This is a genomic window from Pantoea sp. X-Soil-OKNW-713 (assembly GCF_059730685.1).
Map to the genome: position 1 here is coordinate 624771 of NZ_AP035995.1, position 20554 is coordinate 645324.

Genomic DNA, 20554 nt, shown 5'->3' on the forward strand with positions numbered 1-20554 from the left:
ACGCCAGGTTAGAATAGCGACTTAACGATCTTTCATCGCGGAGCGCCCAACGCATGATTCATCAGGAACAGTGGCAGCAACTGGTTGCCATGATAGCCCGCCACGCACCGGCTGATGGCCGTCACCACAGCGCTATCGATTTTCTCTCTTTTGGCCGCAGTTCCAGACCCACCAGCCTGACGCATGTTGCCACCTGGGCCAGCTTTGCGCTGGTCGCGCAGGGACAGAAAGCGCTGCGCATGGGAGAGGATGTGATGCATTACGGGGCGGGCGATTTGCTGTTGGTGACGCTGGATATGGCTGTGCAATCCTGCGTGGTGATGGCGACGGAGGAGAAACCCAATCTGGGGGTGGGCATCACCATCAATGAGGCACGTCTGATGCGTTATCTGGAGCACTTTCCGTTGCATCAGGTAGCCGCCGCCACCACTAATGAGCGTGGCATCACGGTGCATAAAGTGGCCCCGCCGTTAGTGGATGCGGTCATTCGCCTGATTGAACTGCTGGATCAGCCACAGGACATCGCGGCGCTGGCACCGTTAATTGAGCAGGAAATTTTTTATCGTCTGCTGACCGGGCCGGAAGGGCCGCGCATTCTGAATATGGCGTTGGCAGAACGTCCGGGTAACAAAGTGGCGCGCGCTGCGCGTTGGTTGCGGGAAAACTTTCATCAGCCGTTAAAGATGGATCAGCTGGCAAGCAACGTAGGCATGAGCATTTCGTCACTGCACCATCACTTCAAATCGGTCACTGCCATGACGCCAATGCAGTATCAAAAGCAGCTGCGTTTGAATGAAGCGCGACGTCTGATGTTGATGGAAAAACTGGATGCCGGAACGGCGGGCTATCGGGTGGGATATCAAAGCGCTTCACAGTTCAGCCGTGAATACAGCCGATTCTATGGCCAGTCTCCTGGACGGGATATCCGCCAGATGGCGGTGGGCCAGGAAGCGTACCCACCGCAATAACCGTTACAGCGAGCGGGCAGCTTCCATCGCGATAGCGAAGGAGCGGAGGCGTGCCTGCGGATCGAAAATCTGGCCATTCACCATGATTTCATCCGCCTGAGTTTCGCGCACCAGCGCCGCGAGGCCGTGGCGAACTTTATCGCTATCTCCGACGATCGACATGCTGAGTGCTTGCTGCACGCCGTACTGCTCTGACGGCGACCATAAGTTGTCCATATTCTCCACTGGCGCAGGGAGTGGACCCGGTTTACCGCGACGCAGATTGATAAATTGCTGCTGCATTGAGGTAAACAGGAAGCGCGCATTACGTTCGCTATCGGCGGCCACCACATTGACGCACACCATTGCGTAAGGTTTTTCCAGACGCGCTGAAGGCTGGAACTTCTCACGGTACAGGTGCAATGCCTGAAGCAGCAGATCCGGGGCAAAATGCGAGGCAAAGGCAAATGGCAAGCCAAGCTGTGCGGCCAACTGGGCGCTGTAAAGACTGGAACCCAGCAGCCAGACCGGAATTTTTGAGCACAGGCCGGGCACCGGTTGAACCGGTGGACATTCACCCACCTCAGCATCAAACCAGTTCAGCAGCTCAACGACATCATCGGGGAAGCTGTCGGCCTGTGCGCTCGACAGATGGCGACGCAGCGCCAGCATAGTACGCTGGTCGGAACCCGGCGCACGGCCCAGCCCTAAATCGATACGTCCCGGATAGAGCGCTTCCAGGGTGCCAAACTGTTCGGCGATCACCAACGGTGAATGGTTCGGCAGCATAATGCCGCCGGAGCCGAGACGCAGGGTTTCGGTGTTGGCAGCCAGATAACCAATCAATACGGAGGTTGCCGCGCTGGCAATGCCGGTCATATTGTGGTGCTCTGCCAACCAGTAGCGATGAAAGCCAAGGGCTTCAGCCTGACGGGCCAATGCCAGCGAATTCTGGAACGCATCGCGGGGCGTTGAACCCTGTGGAATAGGAGCCAGATCCAGCACGGACAGGCGAACTGTTTTTTTCTCAGACATGGGCACTCCAAATAAGTATGGCGCAGGTGTTTATCAAACCTGCGCCATCCAGTATTACGCATCAGTACCCATATTAAAACTGCTAATAACCGCAGGAATATAGCCGGAACGTGCCTTTCAGCGGCCTGTCGTATCCAGCGCCATCCCGGCCAGGCGTCGCCAGTAACCGTTGCTGTCGCTGCCGCGCGCCACCATCAAGGGCGCTTCACCGGCTTCGTTGGCGCGGAAACGATCCACATCCTCCAGTGTGCTTTCATCCTGTGGCGATAAACGCACGATATCGACCCAGTTATGCATACCGGCCAGATCATTGCCAAGGTTGTAGCAGTAACCGCTCATGGTCTGGATACCGTTGAGCACGAACACCTGCTGGCCTTCCTGGGATAGCACGCGTCGGCCATTGGGATAATCAATGCAGCAGGTCTGGCAATCATCTTTGGCACGATTTTCCGAGCGGGCGGTAAAGCAGCGTGCGGATAACGCCAGTGGCAGATGGCCGTAACCCAGCACCTCTACCTCAAAACGATCACGTACGCCTGCCGCATCACACTGCTGCAACAGCTGGATCAGCCAGTCGCGTGACATTTCGACCGGCATGCACCAGCGCGTCATTCCTTCCTGCAACAGCAGCTGAAGCGTTTGCGCGTTGTAGACGTTGAGGGTCGGGCCAGCGACAAACGGCAACTGGCGTTCAGCCGCCATATTCACGGTGCCAATATCGTTGGCTTCAATCAGAAACTCGCCGTTTTCCACATAGCGCCGCAGCTCCTTGAGTTCCGAAGGCGATTGCAGCAGCGCCAGCGTGCTGATCACCACCTGCTTGCCGTGCTGCGCCAGCACCCGGCCCATCTCCATCCATTGCGCGAACGGCGTGGCGCGGCGTTTGCTGCATACCGCTTCCCCCAGATAAACGATTTCCGCGCTGGATTGCGCGGCACGTTGATAAAAATTTTCCAGTTTGTCGCTGGGCCAGTACCACAGCACCGGTCCGATTGCGTATTTCATGCTGACTCCTTACTGCCAGTCGCGATGGTAAGCGCCGAGCGTGGTCTGGCTACCTTCAGAAAGTTCTCCCAACGCCTGCATCCACGGGGTCTGCACGGCAAACTGTTCCGGTGCGGCGATACATCGATCAATCGCCTGGCGCCACACTTTCGCCACTTGCGCCACGTAGGCCGGGCTGCGCTGGCGTCCTTCGATCTTCACGGATGCCACACCGGCCCGCAGCAAGTCCGGTAACAGCGACAGAGTGTTCAGGCTGGTCGGTTCTTCCAGGACGTGATAACGCTGGTCATCGACTTCATAGCGCCCCTTACACAGGGTGGGATAACCGGCGCTTTCATCGGGGCCGTAACGGTCAATCAATACTTCATTCAGGCGTGACTCCATGCCATTTGGCGTCTGCTGCCAGCGCACGAATTTGGCGGGTGAGCAGGCTCCGGCGCTGTTGGGCGATTCACCCGTCAGCCATGAGGAGAGATAACAACGACCTTCGGCCATGATGCACAGGCTGCCAAAAGCGAATACCTCCAGCGGGACGGGTGTTTCACGCGCCAGCTGTTTCACCTGATGTAGCGACAGTACGCGCGGCAGCACCACGCGGTGCAACTGAAAATGGCGATGATAAAAACGGATCGCTTCCAGATTGGTGGCCGAAGCCTGTACCGACAGATGGCGTTCAACCTGTGGATAGTGCTTCGCCGCATATTCCAGCGTGGCGATATCCGCGAGGATCAGCGCATCCGCACCATTCTGGGCAGCGATATCAATCGCTTGCTGCCAGCGATTCATGCCATCGGGATGGGCAAACGTGTTAATCGCCACATGCAGTTTGCGCCGATGCTGGTGCAGATAGCGCGCGGCTTCGGCCAGTTTTTTATCGGTAAAATTAAGGCCAGCAAAGTGGCGGGCATTGGTATCGTCTTTCAGGCCGACATAAACGGCGTCGGCGCCATGCTCCACCGCCGATTTCAGCGCAGGCAGATTCCCCGCCGGGCACAGCAGTTCCATACTTTTTCCTCCCCCAGGTTCTGGACGGCGTTGAGTGTAGGTAAGCCCTCGCCGCAGAATGTTGATTTAAGGCAGTGAAACGGCCAATGGTGATGCAGAGTGAAGATTTTTCACACAACCAGACTGCGAATTCCTTGATCTCAGTGGATGCGAAGCCAAACGGATGTGGCAGAATAGGTAAAATTTTCTAAAGGGAGTGCAGATGGTGTTTACTCGCTTACGCGGCCTGATTGTTGAAAAAGGCCCAAAATTCCTCGGGTTACCGGTTTCATTGACCCCTTTTGCGCTGAAAAAAGCCGTTTTGCAACAACTCCTAAACTGGCAATTTCGCCATGCTTTGGCTGAAGGTGAGTTAGACTTTCTGGAAGGACGTTCCCTGGGGATCGAAATCAGCGACATCAATTTGCGCTGGATGACGACCTTGCAGGATGGGCGTCTGACCGTTTCACACGATACAGAGGCTGATGTCTGGTTTCGTGGTGAAGCTAACGATCTGTTGCTGGTGGCAGCACGCAAAGCAGACCCCGATATGTTGTTCTTTCAACGCCGCCTGGTGATTGAAGGCGACACGGAGCTGGGACTGGAGGTGAAAAACCTGATGGATGCCATTGAACTGGATGCCATGCCCACGCCGTTGCGCACGGGGTTGCAACAGCTGGCTGCCTTTGTTGAGGCAGGACTGAAACAGGACGCGAAGGCCAGTGAGTCGCGCGCGAGGATCTCATGTTAATTCGTACTGAAATTGGTGTTGATGCAGCCAGCATCGACAGCCTGTTAAAGCGCTGTTTTGCCAGCGCCGCCGAAGCGGAACTGGTACAACAGTTACGTGAAGATGGTTTGCTGACCCTCGGCGTGGTGGCGACTGATGATGAAGGCCAGGTATTGGGTTACGCCGCTTTCAGCCCGGTAACCTTGCAGGGTGAGGATCGCGGCTGGGTGGCGTTGGCACCGCTGGCGGTGGACGAGACGGTACGTAAACAGGGTATCGGTAAACAGCTGGTGTACGAGGGATTAGACGCGCTGAACGAATTTGGTTACAGCGCGGTGGTGGTGTTGGGTGACCCGGCTTACTACAATGCCTTCGGTTTTGAACCGGCAGCGCGTCATGGTTTGCATTGCCGCTGGACCGGTTCAGAAGCGGCGTTTCAGGTGTACAAACTGGCCGACGATGCGTTCGTCGGGGCAGAAGGGCAGATCGATTTTGCCGAGCCTTTCAATCGCTTTGCGTAAACCAGTTCGTCAGGTTGAGCGGTTGTTGCGCTACCAGTTGTAACTTTTGCGCCCGGCTTAACTGTTTAACCTGATACTCCAGTCGTGATGCGGCGGCGCGATCCCCGGCATCACAGTGAAATACCAGCGTCAGCGGGCCTTTGCCGCGCAGTGATCGTGCTCCACGCCCTTGCTGATGCTGTTGTAAACGCCGGTTAACATCCGTTGTGATGCCGGTGTAAAGCATGCCTGCGGCGGTTTGCAGCATATAAAGCTGCCAGCCCTGCTCCATATGACTAACCTCGGAAAAATTGCTGGCAGGCAGTGTAGCGCGCATCCGGCGTTGCCGCTATTGGTCAGCACAGGCCTCTGGCCTGCAAGGGAGCTCGATTGTGTCCGACCATTCCCATCTGATTCGCTACCTGAAGAAACAGCATGCGCTGTCGCTGTGCGCGACAGACGGTGACGATCTCTGGTGCGCCAACTGTTTTTATGTTTTTGATGAATCCCGCATGGTGTTCTGGCTGATGACCGAGCCAGATACCCGTCATGGTCAACTGATGTTGGCTAATCCGCGCGTGGCGGGCACGGTTAACGGCCAGCCGAAAACCGTGTTGCTGATTAAGGGGGGGCAGTATCGCGGCCATATTCAGCGCTTAAGGGATGAAGCCGAGCAACAGGCGCGTCATGCCTACCAGAAACGTTTCCCCATTTCGCGAGCCGTCACGGCTCCACTGTGGGAAATCGTGCTGGAAGAAGTGAAGATGACGGATAACGCGCTGGGGTTTGGCAAAAAAATTGTCTGGCAGCGCGCGGATTAAGCATTCTGCTACCCTCTATCCGTAGCGGCGCGATTTATCGCACAATTTCGTGCGCGATGGATGATAAAACCGCGCGATAAATCGTGCCGCCGCGGGTTAATCCGTCGTGCCTCCGGTACGGCATTCGTTATTCAGTCTGAATACGGAATCCTGTCATGACTCAACTCACTTCAACTGCTGCGGCAACGCGTTTTGTCTGGTGGAAACCGCTGCTATTTCTGCTGGTGGTGATTGTTGGCCTCTGGTACGTCAAATGGCAACCCTACTACGGCAAAGCCTTCACGGCGGCAGAGACTCATTCGATCGGTAAATCGATTTTAGCCAACGCGGATGCGTCACCCTGGCGTGCCGCGCTGGATTACGCGATGGTCTATTTTCTGGCGGTGTGGAAAGCGGCGGTACTCGGCGTACTGCTCGGATCGCTGGTACAGGTGTTGATCCCCCGTAGCTGGCTGTTGCGTCTGATGGGCAAGAACCGTTTTGGTTCCGCATTGATTGGCACCGGGCTTGGGTTACCAGGCATGATGTGTACGTGCTGTGCCGCACCGGTTGCGTCGGGTTTGCGGCAGTCGCAGGTTTCCAGCGGCGCGGCGATGGCATTCTGGCTGGCGAATCCGGTACTGAATCCAGCCACCCTGATTTTTATGGGTTTTGTCCTGGGCTGGCAGTTCGCGGCCATCCGTCTGGTGGCGGGGATCATCATGGTGCTGGGCATTGCCTGGCTGGTGCAACGTAGCGTGCCGCAGAAAGTCGGTGCACTTGAGGCCAGGGCATCGGCTCCCCCGGAAGACCCCTTTCTCCAGCGCTGGTGGCGGGTGCTGTGGCGGCTGTTCTGGAACACCATCCCGTTGTATGTGGCGGCGGTGCTGCTGCTTGGCGCTGCCCGCGTCTGGCTGTTCCCGCATGCGGATGGGGCCGTGGGTAACACGTTGTTCTGGGTAGTGGTGATGGCAGTGGCGGGATGTCTGTTTGTCATCCCGACTGCGGCAGAGATCCCGATTGTCCAGACCATGATGCTGGCCGGGATGGGCATTGCGCCCGCGCTGGCATTGCTGCTGACATTGCCAGCGGTCAGCGTCCCCTCATTACTGATGCTGCACCGGGCATTCCCGGCTCGCGCGTTGTGGATAGCCTTGCTGGGCGTCGCTTGCAGCGGAATGCTGGTCGGTGTGCTCGCCCTGTGGCTGGCGTAGATACCAGATTTTCTGATTGCGGCTGCCGCGCCATAGCAGCCGCGCATCTTTCTCCGCTTCGATAAATCGCCCATCGATTAACACGTCGATTTCGGCGATCACTTCCCGCTGCGCGGCGTTCAGTTCCGCTAACTGGTAGCCGGTCCACAGCCAGATATCCTTATCAGGGCATTCACGCCGCACCCGTTTCACCAGGCGGCGGATATGCGGCACGTTATGGGGATGCAGCGGATCGCCGCCGCTGAGCGACAATCCCTGACGCGGAATGCGCCGATCTTTGAGATCGGCGATCAGCTGTTCTTCCATCGCCAGCGTGAAAGGCACGCCGGAGTCCAGTCGCCAGGTACTTTGGTTGTAGCAGCCGCGACATTGGTGTTCGCAACCGGCGACAAACAACGTGCAGCGTGTGCCCGGACCGTTAACAATATCGACGTCATAATAGCGATGGATATGCATCATCCCAGTTGTCCCGTATCCAGATGTTTCACGCGACGCTGCACCTCTTCCTGTTTACCGGCGTTAAACGGACGTGCATCCGGGCTACCGAGATAGCCGCACACGCGCCGTGTCACCGACACCCGCGCCGGATCATGATTGCCGCAGCAAGGGCAGGTAAAGCCTTTGCTGGTGCAACTGAATTCGCCGCTGAAGCCGCATTCGTAGCACTCATCAATGGGCGTGTTGGTGCCGTAGTAGGGCACGCGGTCGTAGCTATAGTCCCAGACATCTTCCAGCGCCTTGAGGTTATGCTGGATATTGGGATATTCGCCGTAACAGATAAAACCGCCGTTGGCGATCGGTGGGTAAGGTGCTTCAAAGTCGATTTTGTCGTACGGATTAACCTTCTTCTCGACGTCGAGATGGAAGCTGTTGGTGTAATAACCTTTGTCGGTGACGCCTGGCACCACGCCAAACTCGGCGGCATCAAGGCGGCAAAACCGGTCACATAGGTTTTCGCTTGGCGTGCTGTAGAGGCTAAAGCCATAGCCGGTTTCCGCTTTCCATGCATCCACGGCTTGACGCAGATGGGCGACGATCGCCACCCCTTTGGCGCGCAGATAATCGGCATCATACGGATGTACTTCGTTACCGCTCAACGCATTGAGGGTTTCATGCAGGCCGATATAGCCAAGGGAGATGGAGGCACGGCCATTACGGAAAATCGGCCCGATATCGTCATCGGCCTTCAGGCGTACTCCACAGGCACCTTCCATATACAGAATCGGCGCGACGCGGGCCTTGGTTTTTTCCAGCCGCGCGATACGGGTCATCAACGCACGTTTCGCCAGTGCCAGGCGTTCATCCAGCAGCGACCAGAAACGTGCCTCATCACCCTGGGCTTCCAGCGCAATGCGTGGCAGGTTGAGACTGATCACGCCCAGGTTGTTGCGTCCTTCGTGGATCTGCTCACCATGCTCTTCATACACGCCGAGGAAGCTGCGACAACCCATCGGCGTCTTGAACGAACCCGTGACTTTCACCACCTGGTCATAATTGAGGATATCGGGATACATCCGCTTGCTGGCACACTCCAGCGCCAGTTGTTTGATGTCGTAATTGACGTCACCCGCACGGCGGTTAACCCCTTCACGGATGGCAAATACCAGCTTCGGAAATACCGCGGTTTTGTGGTTTTTGCCCAGCCCGGCAATACGGTTGCGCAGGATCGATTGTTGGATCAAACGTGCCGCCCAGTCAGTGCCGAGGCCAAAACCAAAGGTGACAAAGGGGGTTTGGCCGTTGGCGGTATGCAGCGTATTGACCTCATACTCCAGCGACTGGAAGGCGTCGTAACACTCTTTTTCGGTACGCGCGCGGGCATACGCCTCGGCATCGGCAATCTGCCATTCAAGGGCGACAGCACGATGTTTTTCCAGGCTCAGGGTGACAAAGGGGGCCAGCACTTCATCGATACGGTTAATGGTGGTGCCGCCGTAAATGTGGCTGGCGACCTGGGCGATGATCTGCGCGGTGACGGCGGTGGCGGTGGCGATCGATTTGGGTGGCTCGATCTCAGCGTTACCCATTTTGAAGCCGTTGGTTAGCATGCCGTGCAGATCAATCAACATGCAGTTAAACATCGGGAAGAAGGGCGAATAATCGAGATCGTGGTAGTGGATCTCACCGCGTTCGTGCGCCAGCACCACGTCGCGTGGCAGGATCTGTTGTTGCGCATAATGTTTGGCGACGATCCCTGCCAGCAAATCACGCTGGGTGGGGATCACCTTGCTATCTTTGTTGGCGTTCTCGTTCAACAGCGCGGCGTTGGTTTGTTCAACCAGGCCACGAATAGCGTGATGTAGTTTCCCGCGCTGTTCACGCGCCAGGTCACGGTCGTGACGATATTCAATATAGGCGCGTGCCAGCTGCGGCCACGGACCGCTCATCAGCGTCTCTTCGACCGCGCATTGAATATCGCGGATATCCACCTCGTGACGCGCAGCCAGTTGCTGTTCCACTTCTGCCGCAACCTGGGCGCACCAGGCCGCATCGTTCACCTGTACCGCACTGGCCGCAGCCTGTACGGCGCAGGCGATGCGTTGGGCATCGAACGGCACTTTGCAGCCGTCACGCTTAATCACTACCGTTGCCATTTACTCTCCGTGAAACTACATGTTGTGATTTTTACGAAGTGTAATCGCTATATATGGTGTTTGCCTGAGAATTAATTGCAGGGTTTTTGATATGGCGCAAAGAAGCAATAAGGAAGTTTGAAAGGCGCGCAATCAGCAACGCTGACTAAACTGAAAAAGTTTTAACCCGCCCATAGTTCCGCTTTCTGCAACTTGATGTGCGACGCGAAACAGGTTTAATGAGCCTTTTGCCCGCTTTGGTCCGACAATCGTTAACAAGGATGCCCTTCATGCCTCTGCAACGCACGCTGCTTGCCTGTTGTTTATCCGTGAGTTTTTCCGCTTTCGCCACCCCGGCGGGTGATCTGCCGCTGATGCCCTGGCCGCAACAGGTTGAGCTGCCTCGGAGCGGTGGTGCCTATCAACTGACGCCACAGCTGACGCTACACATATCGGGGGACCATCTGGAGGGGGCGGAGACGCGCTGGCTCAGACGTATTGCGCGACAAACTGGCTGGCCGTTGTTGCCAACGGACGCATCGGATGAAAAGGCGACTATCCGGGTGCAAATCAAAGAGGCGGTTGACCCCTTACCGCAACTGGACAGCGATGAAAGCTATCAGCTGGAGGTGAACAGCGATGGTGTCTTGCTCGAGGCGCAGACACGCTTCGGTGCCATGCGTGGTATGGAGACTCTGCTGCAACTGATTGAGAACAGCGAAAGCGGCACGGTCATCCCGTATGTCACCATCAATGACCAACCGCGCTTTGCCTGGCGCGGTTTGCTGATCGACTCCGCACGTCATTTTATGCCGGTGGAGACCATCAAACGTCAGATTGATGGCATCGCGGCAGCCCGTATGAATGTTTTTCACTGGCACCTGACCGACGATCAGGGCTGGCGTTTTGCCTCCAGTCATTATCCGCAGTTGCAGGATAAAGCCAGTGATGGTCGCTACTACACCCAGCAGCAGATGCGCGATGTGGTGCAATATGCCACGCAGCGTGGCATCCGCGTTGTCCCGGAAATCGATCTACCCGGCCATGCTTCGGCCATCGCCGTGGCGATGCCAGAGCTGATCAGCGCACCGGGACCGTACTCAATGGAGCGCGGCTGGGGGGTATTTAAGCCGCTGCTCGATCCGAGCAATGAACAGGTTTTTGCCTTTATCGATACGCTGGTGGGGGAAGTGGCAGCGATCTTCCCGGATCCGTACCTGCATATTGGCGGTGATGAGGTTGATCCTGCGCAGTGGAATGACTCGCCTAAAATTCAACAGTTTATGCGCGATCACGGGTTAAAGGATGCCCATGCGTTGCAGGCCTGGTTTAATCAGCGGGTGGAAAAGATTCTTGAAGCGCATCAACGTCGCATGGTGGGCTGGGACGAAATCTATCATCCCGATCTGCCGCGCAGCATTCTGATCCAGTCATGGCAGGGGCAGGATGCCTTAGGTGAGGTGGTGAAAAACGACTATCGCGGCATCCTTTCAACCGGCTTCTACCTTGATCAACCACAACCTGCGGCTTACCACTATCGTAATGAGCCTTTCCCGCAGGGGCTGAACGGCGAGGATCAGGTGCAGGCGGATGAGCAGGCACAGAGTTGGGCATTCACCCTGCCACGTCTGAAAGGCAGCGCGGTGCAGGGCAGTTTCACCCTGATTGAGGGAAAAGAGGGGTGGCGTGGTTTTATTGACTTTAACGGCAAAGCGCGGCGCCTGGTGCAGCAGGTTGACTGGTTGTCATCCAGCCAGGTCACGTTCCGGGTGGATACCTGGATGGGGGAAGTGCAGCCGGTGGTGACGTTGACGGACAACAAACTGACCGGATATATGCTGGTGGGCAATGTCCGTTATCCCACCGAGGGGGGGCGTCTGGCGCAAGTACCCAGCGGGATTGCTCCTTCGTTGCCCAGCCCGCAGCAGTTAAGCGAAAACCTGAAAGGGGGTGAAGCGGCGCTGTGGGCGGAAAACGTCAATAGCCAGATTATTGACACCAAATTGTGGCCACGAACCTTTGTGGTGGCGGAACGCCTGTGGTCTGCTGCCGATGTGAATGACAGCGATAATATGTATCAGCGGTTGAGCGCCATCGATCGCTGGGGTGCCATATCCGTTGGTCTGCAACAACATCAGCAGGCGGAGGTACAGATGATGCGACTGGCGAACAGCACCGATATTACCCCACTGCGCGTGCTGAGTGAGGTGCTGGAACCGGCACAATATTACACGCGGCAGCATCTGAAATTCCAGGCAGGCCACTATAACTATTTCGAGCCGCTTAACCGTCTGGCCGATATTCTGCCCGCCGAGAGCGAAGCGGTGCGTTTGCTGGACAAGCAGGTGGATGCCTTGATCGCTAATCGGGGCAACCGGCAGGCCGCTAATGTGATTCGCCAGCAATTGCAACGCTGGCTAAGTAACAGCGACCGGGTGCTGCCGCTGACGCTGCATAACTATCAACTGCATGCGCTGCAACCGCAGGTACAGCAGGTGGCAATTCTCTGCCGCATGGGGCTGGATTTGGTCGCGACGCTGGAGCGTAATCAGGCGTATGGCGCGGGAGAAGTAGCGCAGATGCAAGAGAAACTGGATGACGCTGCCCTGGTGCAGGATGAGACGGTACTGGCGTTAGTACGCCCGCTGGAGAAACTGCTGCGTTCTGTCAAATAACCCAGGATGTAGCGGCGCGATTTATCGCGCGATTTCGTGCGCTATGCGGGAAAAATCCGCGCGATAAATCGCGCCGCTACGGGGGGCATCAACGACGAATCGCGATGGCTTCGATTTCGATTTTCACATCTTTCGGCAGACGCGCCACTTCCACGCAGGAGCGAGCCGGGAAGCTGGCGTTATGCTCGGTGAAAAACGCTTCATAGGTTGCGTTCACGGTGGCGAAGTCATTCAGGTCTTTGACAAACACCGTGGTTTTCACAATGTCGCCCACTTTCAGACCGGCAGCTTCAACAATCGCCTTCACGTTTTCCAGCGACTGACGCGCCTGAGCAGACACATCGTCAGCCACTGCGCCGGTTTGCGGATCAACCGGGATCTGGCCGGAGGTAATGATCATGCTACCGAGATCCACGCCCTGTACGTACGGACCAATCGCTGCCGGTGCTTTTTCGGTACTGATTTCGCGAGACATTGTTTCTCCTTAAGAAAATGCGCCGCCAGTGCTCCCGACGGCATGAAAAGATCGCCCCATTATAGGGGCGATGCCGACGATTACCAGTGACCGAGCACTACATGGTGCGCGAACTCTTTCTCGCAATATTTGCACTTCAGCTGCACTTCATCGTCGCGTTTTTTCACGGCAAAACTGGAGAACACTGGCTCGCTGCGGCTGATACAGTTGCCGTTCGGGCAGGTCAGCACCCGTTCGATGCGATCCGGCAGTGTCGGGGCGATCTTCGCCACCACTTCATATTCGTCGATACGGTTGACCGTGGCATGAGGGGCATACACCGCCAGTTGGTTGATCTGATCATCGGTGAGAAAGGTGTTCTCGATCTTGATCAGATCTTTACGCCCCATTTCGCCAGAAGGCAGATTCAGACCAATGGTGATGCGCTGATCGGTTTCGGTCAGGCGAAACAGCGACAGTAATTTAAAGCCAACCTGCGCCGGGATATGGTCAATCACCGTGCCGCGTTTGATGGCTTCAACCTGCAATTTGTTATCGTGTGTCATGCTGTTTTCCTCCTTACAGGGCCAGATCGCGATTCAGTACCAGAGCCAGCAACGCCTGGCGGGCAAAGATGCCATTCCCGGCCTGCTGGAAATACCAGGCGTGCGGTGTGCTGTCGACATCCGTGGTGATCTCATCGATTCGTGGCAGCGGGTGCAGCACCTTCATATTGTCGCGTGCGCCCACCAGGTCGCTGGCGCGCAGAATAAATTGCGCTTTGACGTTGGCGTATTCTGACGGGTCGAGACGCTCTTTCTGCACGCGCGTCATGTACAGGATATCCAGTTCCGGCATCACCTCTTCAATGCTGTCATGGCGCGACCAGCGAATGTTTTGCTCATCCAGCATATCGGTGATGTAAGACGGCATCGCCAGTGCATCAGGGGCGATAAAGAAGAACCGGTTGCCATCGAACTTCGCCAGCGCCTGAGTCAGGGAGTGCACGGTACGGCCATATTTCAGGTCACCCACCATTGCCACATTCAGGTTATCCAGACGGCTCTGGGTTTCACGAATGGTGAACAAATCGAGCAGGGTTTGCGTCGGATGCTGGTTAGCCCCGTCTCCGGCGTTGAGAATCGGCACGCCGCCGGAAAACTCGGTAGCGAGACGGGCCGCGCCTTCCTGCGGATGGCGCATCACAATGGCATCGACATAGGTACCAATCACCGAAATGGTATCGGCGAGGGTTTCCCCTTTCTTACCGAGCGAGGTGTTGCTGCCGTCGGCAAAACCGACGACCGAGGCACCAAGGCGATGCATGGCGGTTTCAAACGACAGACGAGTGCGCGTTGAGGCTTCAAAGAAGCAACTGGCGATGACGTTGTGTTTCAGCAACTCCGGCTGCGGGTGTGCCTTGAGCTGCGCGGCGGTATGCAGTACCAGCTCCAGCTCAGCGCGGCTGAGATCGTTAATTGAAATAATGTGCTTACGATATAGCGGGTTGGCCATAGCTCTCTCCTCTGCGCTGCCGGATGACGGACAAAAAAAAGCCCCTGCTTAAGGGGCTTGATTTGCGATCGATTGATGACGGAAAGAAACAGGTGCGCCGCCAGCTTTCTGGCGTAATTGAGCGTCAAATTGTGCGCTGCGCTGTTGCATGCTTCCTCCCGGCAAATTGTGGCGCATTATACGCATTCACTGCTTTGCATCAAGCAAAAATCGCACGCGAGGTAATCGTTTGCTCCCGCCTGAGTCAGGGCTGGCCGAGCGTTGCCACCATCACGGCTTTAATGGTGTGCATGCGGTTTTCTGCCTGGTCAAACACAATGCTGTGTGCCGATTCAAACACCTCGTTGCTGACTTCCATACCGTCGTTCAGGCCATACTGCTCAGCCATCTGACGTCCCAGCGTGGTTTGGTCATCATGGAACGCTGGCAGGCAGTGCAGGAACTTCACCTGCGGATTGCCGGTCAACGCCAGCATCGCGCTGTTTACCTGATACGGGCGCAACAGCGCGATACGATCAGACCACACGGATTTGTCTTCCCCCATCGAGACCCACACGTCAGTGTAGATGAAATCGGCACCCTGCACGCCGGTGGCGATATCTTCGGTCAGCGTGATTTTGCCACCGGTTTTTTGCGCTGCGATGCGGCATTGTTCCACCAGTTGTTCTTCCGGCCAGCAGCCTTTCGGTGCCACCAGACGCAGGTCCAGCCCGACCATCGCAGCTGCTTCCAGCATGCTGTTGCCCATGTTATTGCGCGCATCGCCAACGTACACCAGCGTCATCTGGTTCAGCGATTTTTGTGGCAGATGTTCCTGCATCGTCAGCAGATCCGCCAGCAACTGAGTTGGATGGAATTCGGTGGTCAGACCGTTCCAGACCGGCACCCCGGCATGTTCCGCCAGGGTTTCCACCAACGCCTGACCATAACCACGATATTGAATACCGTCATACATACGTCCGAGCACGCGCGCAGTGTCTTTCATCGACTCTTTATGGCCGATCTGGCTGCCGCTTGGGCCGAGGTAAGTCACGTTAGCACCCTGATCGTAAGCGGCAACTTCGAAAGAGCAACGGGTACGAGTCGAGTCTTTTTCGAAGATGAGCGCGATGTTTTTGCCTTTCAGGTACTGCGTTTCGCTGGCGTTTTTCTTTGCGTGTTTTAATTCACCGGCCAGTCTTAACAGGTAATCAATTTCTGCTGGGGTGAAGTCCAGCAATCTCAGGAAATGACGTTGGTTCAGCTGACTCATACAGCGCTCCGTGTGGGGATCATAAATGAATTAAAATTCAATCTAACCGTATGAATATGCATTTTCAACCCCGGCGTTAAGAAACTTTCTGTTTTGAGTAGTGGCGCGCGAGGCAGTGTGGGAAAATAATTGCATTCATTGCCGAACATTTTGAGGATATCCCCATGGCATACGAAGCATTGCTGGAAGAACAACGCGAAGAGACGCGGTTGATCATTGATGAATTACTGGAAGATGGCAGCGATCCTGATGCCCTCTACACCATCGAGCACCATCTTTCCTGCAACAATTTTGACTCGCTGGAAAAAGCGGCGGTAGATGCCTTCAAGCTGGGTTATGAGGTGACTGAACCGGAAGAGCTGGAGCTGGAAGATGGCAGCACGGTGATGTGTGTCGACATCCTGAGCGAAGCCGCGCTGAAACCCGAGCTGATTGATGCGCAGGTTGAGCAACTGGTGAATCTGGCGGGCAAATACAACGTAGATTACGACGGTTGGGGCACCTACTTCGAAGACCCGGACGCGGAAGACGAAGATGATGACGGCGACTTCATTGATGATGAAGACGACGGTGTACGTCACTAAAAATGAACGGGCAGCCGCGTTGCTGCCCGTATTTTTTCCCCGCAGATAAAGACATTCATGAAAAACGCCCCGCTATTAGAACCTATCCATCAGTTTCTGCATTGCCGCACACCACAGGCGTGGATTGATGAAGCACGCAAGCCGGAAAACCTGACGTTGCTACTCACCGATCATATGGTTTGTGAGTTAAAAGCCGCGCAAACCGCCGTCTGGTTGATTCGTAAATATGTGGCTGACAAGCCGAGTGGTGACGCTATTCTGGCGTGGCTGAAGCCCTACGAAGATTTTATTTTTGGCGAAGATCACGACAGCAACTTTATCAACGCCCACAAAAATCTGACCAAAAGCATCATTGTGCGTAATGAGTTGCCGTGGGCGGATGATCTGGTGGAAAAGATGGTGCTGCTGATTAAAGAAGAGCTGCACCATTTTTATCAGGTCTGGGAAATTATGCAGGCGCGCGGTCTGCCGTATCGCAAGATTACCGCCAGTCGTTACGCCAAAGGGTTGCTGCGTGAGGTCACGACTCATGAGCCGGATACCCTGGTAGATAAGCTGATTTGCGGTGCTTATATCGAGGCGCGTTCTTGTGAACGTTTCGCCAGCCTGGCACCGTATCTGGATGAGCAACTGGAGAAGTTTTATATCTCGCTGCTGCGTTCCGAAGCGCGTCATTACCAGGATTACCTGACGCTGGCGGCGCAGATTTCGCCGAAAGATATTGCGCCACGCGTGCGCGCGATTGGTGAGACGGAAGGGCGCTTAATCAGCGAACCGGATACCGAGCTGCGTTTTCACAGCGGTGTGCCAACCTTATAAAATCCGCGCGATAAATCGCGCCGCTACGGGACGGAATAATTACAGGGTACGCAGCATACGCACTTCACAATCCACATGCCCGGTGCAGCCCATCGCGGTATCAATCAGGGTAAAACCCAGCGATTCATACAACTTAATGGCGCGCGTCAGGCTGGCGGTGGTTTCCAGATAGCAACGACGGAAACCTTGCTGGCGTGCATAATCCATCGCGCGTAGTGCCAGATCGCGGGCCAGGCCAAAACCGCGCGCTTCCGGCAGAAAGTACATCTTCTGTAATTCACAAATATCCGGCGCGCTACACGCCAGGGGTGCCACACCGCCGCCACCCAGCACTTTGCCCTGATGCTCGACAATCCAGTAAGCGCTGTTCGCCTCGCTGTACAATTCAAACAGCCGGTCCAGATTGGGATCAGACACGGTATAGCCTTTGTCAGCAGTCAGGCCGAACTCGGCAGAGACGTCGCGAATGACCCGAGCAATCAGCGGATTATCGGCTGCGGTAATGGGACGTACCTGAAGATCCAGCGGGGTGACAGTGGTCATTAGCATCTCATCCGATAGAAAAAAGCCGGGCAGTGCCCGGCTTCGGTTAAGCAGTTGGCCTGAAGCGATTACAATGCCGCAATCACGCCCTGCTGTTCAATCAGTTTTGCTTTTGATTGTTCCAGCTCAGCTGCACGTTCGCGCTCTTTCGCCACCACCGCTTCCGGTGCACGGGCAACAAAGCCTTCGTTCGCCAGCTTGGTCTGGATCTTCTCGATCTCAACATCCAGCTTGGTCAGCTCTTTCGCCAGACGATCCAGCTCCGCTTCTTTGTTAACCAGATCCGCCATCGGAATCAGCAGTTCAGCGCCTTCAACGATCTTGGTCACCGATACCGGGCCTTTCTCGCCCGCAGGCAGGATGGTCAGGCTTTCCAGGCGTGCCAGACGCGACAGGAAGTTACGGTTCTCTTCCACGCGACGCAGCGCCGCCGGTGAGCAATCACGCAGCAACACATCCAGCGGTTTGCTCAGGGCGATGTTCATCTCGGCGCGGATATTACGCACCGCGACGATCGCCTGCTTCATCCACTCGATATCCGCTTTCGCTTCCGCATCTTCTTTCGCCGCTTCGTACTGCGGGAACGGTTGCAGCATGATGGTGTCGTCGCTGATATTTTTCAGCACTTTGACACGCTGCCAGATGGTTTCAGTGATAAACGGAATGACCGGATGTGCCAGGCGCAGCAACGCTTCCAGCACCGTCACCAGCGTGTTACGCGTGCCGCGCAGTTCCGCTTCGCTACCGCTGTTCATCACTGGCTTGGTCAGCTCCAGATACCAGTCACAGAACTGGTTCCAGGTGAAGTCGTACAGCAGGTTGGCAGCGATATCGAAACGATAGCTATCCAGTGCTTCACGGTAGGCTTTTACGGTGCTGTTAAACTCGGTGAGGATCCAACGATCCGCCAGCGACAGCTTCATTTCGCCGCCATTCTGGCCACAATCCTGATCTTCGGTGTTCATCAGCACAAAGCGGCTGGCGTTCCACAGCTTGTTACAGAAGTTGCGATAACCTTCGAGGCGCTTCATATCCCAGTTGATGTCACGGCCGGTCGAGGCCAGTGCCGCCAGGGTAAAGCGCAGCGCATCGGTACCTGATGGTACGATGCCGTCCGGGAATTGCTTCTCGGTGCGTTTGCGGATCTTGTCAGCCAGCTGTGGCTGCATCATGTTACCGGTACGTTTTTCCAGCAGCTCTTCCAGCGAAATGCCGTCCACCATATCCAGCGGATCGATGACGTTACCCTTCGACTTGGACATTTTCTGTCCTTCTTCGTCGCGGATCAGACCGGTGATATACACGGTCTTGAACGGCACCTGCGGCTTGCCGTTTTCATCTTTCATGAAATGCATGGTCAGCATGATCATGCGGGCAATCCAGAAGAAGATGATGTCGAAGCCGCTCACCAGCACGCTGGTCGGGTGGAAGGTACGCAGCGCTTCGGTGTTCTCCGGCCAGCCGAGGGTTGAGAAGGTCCACAGGCCAGAAGAGAACCAGGTATCCAGCACGTCTTCGTCCTGGCGCAACGCCACGTCAGCGCCAAGGTTGTTTTCCTGACGTACTTCTTCTTCAGTGCGGCCGACATACACGTTGCCGTGATTGTCGTACCACGCCGGAATACGGTGGCCCCACCACAGTTGACGGGAAATACACCAGTCCTGAATGTCGCGCATCCAGGAGAAATACATGTTTTCGTACTGCTTCGGCACGAACTGGATGTCGCCGTTTTCCACCGCTTCAACCGCGACTTTCGCCAGCGGGGCAGTGCGCACATACCACTGGTCGGTCAGCATCGGCTCAATCACCACGCCGCCACGGTCGCCATAAGGTACGGTCAGATCGTGAGGCTTGATCTCATCCAGCAGGCCGAGGGCGTCAATCGCCGCGACGATCGCTTTACGCGCAGCAAAACGTTCCATGTTCTGGAACTCAGCCGGGATGGCGTTGCTGTAAACGTCAGTCTCTTCACCGTTAGTGTCGAGCACTTCCGCAGTGGTGCGGATGTCGCCGTCGAAGGTCAGGATGTTGATCATCGGCAGCGCATGGCGACGGCCAACTTCGTAGTCGTTGAAGTCGTGGGCCGGGGTGATCTTCACGCAGCCGGTGCCTTTTTCCATGTCGGCGTGTTCATCGCCAACGATCGGAATACGACGGTCTACCAGCGGCAGGATCAGCTCTTTGCCGATTAGATCTTTATAACGTGGATCTTCCGGGTTGACGGCCACACCGGTATCGCCCAGCAGGGTTTCCGGGCGGGTGGTCGCGACCACCAGGTAATCTTTACCTTCCGCAGTTTTTGCGCCATCGGCCAGCGGGTAGCGGATGTGCCACATCGAACCTTTGGTTTCGCGGTTTTCAACTTCGAGGTCAGAAATCGCGGTACGCAGTTTCGGGTCCCAGTTTACCAGGCGCTTACCACGGTAAATCAGGTTCTCTTTATACAGGCGTACAAACACTTCTTTCACGGCATTGGAAAGCCCTTCATCCATAGTGAAGCGCTCGCGTTCCCAGTCCACGGAGTTGCCGAGGCGACGCATCTGACGGGAGATATTGCCGCCTGATTCCGCTTTCCACTGCCAGATTTTGTCGATAAAGGCTTCGCGACCGTAATCCTGGCGCGTTTTGCCCTCTTCAGCCGCAATTTTGCGCTCAACCACCATCTGGGTAGCGATACCCGCGTGGTCAGTACCCGCCTGCCACAGGGTGTTTTTGCCCTGCATGCGCTGGTAACGAATCATGGTGTCCATGATGGTTTGCTGGAAGGCGTGACCCATATGCAAGCTGCCGGTGACGTTCGGCGGCGGGATCATGATGCAAAAGCTTTCCTGGCTGGTGTCGCCATTCGGTTTAAAGTAGCCCTGCTGTTCCCAGTGCTCGTAGAGCGGCTGCTCGATATCTTGCGGGTTATATGTCTTTTCCAT

General features: G+C 56.0%; 19 protein-coding genes and 1 pseudogene. 8 read left to right on the forward strand and 12 right to left on the reverse strand.

The window, feature by feature from the left end:
• The first annotated feature begins 53 nt into the window (after nucleotides 1-53).
• The gene (locus AC6I8R_RS02795) at nucleotides 54-968 is read left to right on the forward strand and encodes an AraC family transcriptional regulator (protein ID WP_021185749.1); all 915 of its coding nucleotides are present in this window, start codon (nucleotides 54-56) and stop codon (nucleotides 966-968) included.
• Nucleotides 969-971: 3 nt separating this feature from the next.
• Here the strand turns inward: AC6I8R_RS02795 and AC6I8R_RS02800 are convergent, their stop codons facing one another.
• The 3 genes from AC6I8R_RS02800 to ubiU form a co-directional block, all read right to left on the reverse strand.
• A complete protein-coding gene (locus tag AC6I8R_RS02800; protein WP_208724706.1) occupies nucleotides 972-1982 on the reverse strand; it encodes a luciferase-like monooxygenase in 1011 nt (336 codons plus the stop codon).
• 117 nt (nucleotides 1983-2099) lie between these two features.
• Nucleotides 2100-2987, reverse strand: coding sequence for a U32 family peptidase (locus tag AC6I8R_RS02805; RefSeq protein ID WP_415173151.1), 888 nt, complete (start codon nucleotides 2985-2987; stop codon nucleotides 2100-2102).
• Between the two features lie 9 nt (nucleotides 2988-2996).
• The gene (gene ubiU / locus AC6I8R_RS02810; RefSeq protein ID WP_021185752.1) at nucleotides 2997-3992 is read right to left on the reverse strand and encodes a ubiquinone anaerobic biosynthesis protein UbiU; all 996 of its coding nucleotides are present in this window, start codon (nucleotides 3990-3992) and stop codon (nucleotides 2997-2999) included.
• Nucleotides 3993-4194: 202 nt separating this feature from the next.
• Between ubiU and ubiT the strand changes: the two genes are divergently transcribed.
• Entirely contained in the window at nucleotides 4195-4722 is a 528-nt protein-coding gene (gene ubiT / locus AC6I8R_RS02815; RefSeq protein WP_021185753.1) for a ubiquinone anaerobic biosynthesis accessory factor UbiT, read from the forward strand.
• Nucleotides 4716-5222: a GNAT family N-acetyltransferase gene (locus tag AC6I8R_RS02820; protein WP_013507714.1), complete on the forward strand. Its 507-nt coding sequence runs from the start codon at nucleotides 4716-4718 to the stop codon at nucleotides 5220-5222. Before ubiT ends, AC6I8R_RS02820 begins: the two co-directional genes overlap by 7 nt.
• Here AC6I8R_RS02820 and AC6I8R_RS02825 read toward each other — a convergent pair.
• Nucleotides 5206-5493 carry a GIY-YIG nuclease family protein gene (locus tag AC6I8R_RS02825; RefSeq protein ID WP_013507715.1) on the reverse strand — a complete coding sequence of 96 codons (288 nt, stop codon included), beginning with the start codon at nucleotides 5491-5493 and terminating at the stop codon, nucleotides 5206-5208. The genes AC6I8R_RS02820 and AC6I8R_RS02825 overlap by 17 nt on opposite strands.
• A 100-nt stretch (nucleotides 5494-5593) precedes the next feature.
• Here AC6I8R_RS02825 and AC6I8R_RS02830 point away from each other — a divergent pair, with 100 nt between their 5' ends.
• Together AC6I8R_RS02830 and AC6I8R_RS02835 are read left to right on the forward strand one after the other, a co-directional pair.
• The gene (locus tag AC6I8R_RS02830) at nucleotides 5594-6022 is read left to right on the forward strand and encodes a YhbP family protein (protein WP_497831876.1); all 429 of its coding nucleotides are present in this window, start codon (nucleotides 5594-5596) and stop codon (nucleotides 6020-6022) included.
• Nucleotides 6023-6177: 155 nt separating this feature from the next.
• A complete protein-coding gene (locus tag AC6I8R_RS02835; protein WP_021185755.1) occupies nucleotides 6178-7215 on the forward strand; it encodes a permease in 1038 nt (345 codons plus the stop codon).
• Here the strand turns inward: AC6I8R_RS02835 and nrdG are convergent.
• Together nrdG and nrdD are read right to left on the reverse strand one after the other, a co-directional pair.
• Nucleotides 7210-7674: pseudogene (nrdG, locus tag AC6I8R_RS02840) on the reverse strand (anaerobic ribonucleoside-triphosphate reductase-activating protein); the annotation flags it as partial. The gene AC6I8R_RS02835 and the pseudogene nrdG overlap by 6 nt on opposite strands.
• Nucleotides 7671-9809 (reverse strand): anaerobic ribonucleoside-triphosphate reductase, encoded by a 2139-nt coding sequence (gene nrdD / locus AC6I8R_RS02845; RefSeq protein WP_021185756.1) that lies wholly within the window; start codon nucleotides 9807-9809, stop codon nucleotides 7671-7673. The gene nrdD and the pseudogene nrdG, both read right to left, overlap by 4 nt.
• A 269-nt stretch (nucleotides 9810-10078) precedes the next feature.
• Between nrdD and AC6I8R_RS02850 the strand changes: the two genes are divergently transcribed.
• Nucleotides 10079-12463 (forward strand): beta-N-acetylhexosaminidase, encoded by a 2385-nt coding sequence (locus AC6I8R_RS02850; RefSeq protein WP_497831877.1) that lies wholly within the window; start codon nucleotides 10079-10081, stop codon nucleotides 12461-12463.
• Between the two features lie 88 nt (nucleotides 12464-12551).
• Here AC6I8R_RS02850 and ridA read toward each other — a convergent pair whose 3' ends face one another.
• The 4 genes from ridA to argF all read right to left on the reverse strand — a co-directional run bounded on the left by ridA (nucleotide 12552) and on the right by argF (nucleotide 15684).
• On the reverse strand, nucleotides 12552-12938 hold the full coding sequence (ridA, locus tag AC6I8R_RS02855) for a 2-iminobutanoate/2-iminopropanoate deaminase (RefSeq protein WP_021185758.1): 387 nt from the start codon (nucleotides 12936-12938) through the stop codon (nucleotides 12552-12554).
• An 80-nt stretch (nucleotides 12939-13018) separates the two neighbouring features.
• Entirely contained in the window at nucleotides 13019-13483 is a 465-nt protein-coding gene (gene pyrI / locus AC6I8R_RS02860; RefSeq protein WP_497831878.1) for an aspartate carbamoyltransferase regulatory subunit, read from the reverse strand.
• Nucleotides 13484-13496: 13 nt separating this feature from the next.
• On the reverse strand, nucleotides 13497-14432 hold the full coding sequence (pyrB, locus tag AC6I8R_RS02865; protein ID WP_208724712.1) for an aspartate carbamoyltransferase: 936 nt from the start codon (nucleotides 14430-14432) through the stop codon (nucleotides 13497-13499).
• A 244-nt stretch (nucleotides 14433-14676) separates the two neighbouring features.
• Complete coding sequence (gene argF / locus AC6I8R_RS02870) at nucleotides 14677-15684, reverse strand: ornithine carbamoyltransferase (protein ID WP_021185762.1); 1008 nt, start codon at nucleotides 15682-15684, stop codon at nucleotides 14677-14679.
• 164 nt (nucleotides 15685-15848) lie between these two features.
• On the opposite strand from argF, the gene rraB reads away from it, so the two are divergent.
• Nucleotides 15849-16268 carry a ribonuclease E inhibitor RraB gene (rraB, locus tag AC6I8R_RS02875; protein ID WP_013507725.1) on the forward strand — a complete coding sequence of 140 codons (420 nt, stop codon included), beginning with the start codon at nucleotides 15849-15851 and terminating at the stop codon, nucleotides 16266-16268.
• Nucleotides 16269-16325: 57 nt separating this feature from the next.
• Nucleotides 16326-17087 (forward strand): tRNA isopentenyl-2-thiomethyl-A-37 hydroxylase MiaE, encoded by a 762-nt coding sequence (miaE, locus tag AC6I8R_RS02880; RefSeq protein ID WP_497831879.1) that lies wholly within the window; start codon nucleotides 16326-16328, stop codon nucleotides 17085-17087.
• A 39-nt stretch (nucleotides 17088-17126) separates the two neighbouring features.
• Here miaE and AC6I8R_RS02885 read toward each other — a convergent pair whose 3' ends face one another.
• Nucleotides 17127-17630: a GNAT family N-acetyltransferase gene (locus tag AC6I8R_RS02885; protein ID WP_021185764.1), complete on the reverse strand. Its 504-nt coding sequence runs from the start codon at nucleotides 17628-17630 to the stop codon at nucleotides 17127-17129.
• 68 nt (nucleotides 17631-17698) lie between these two features.
• Nucleotides 17699-20554, reverse strand: coding sequence for a valine--tRNA ligase (locus tag AC6I8R_RS02890; protein WP_021185765.1), 2856 nt, complete (start codon nucleotides 20552-20554; stop codon nucleotides 17699-17701).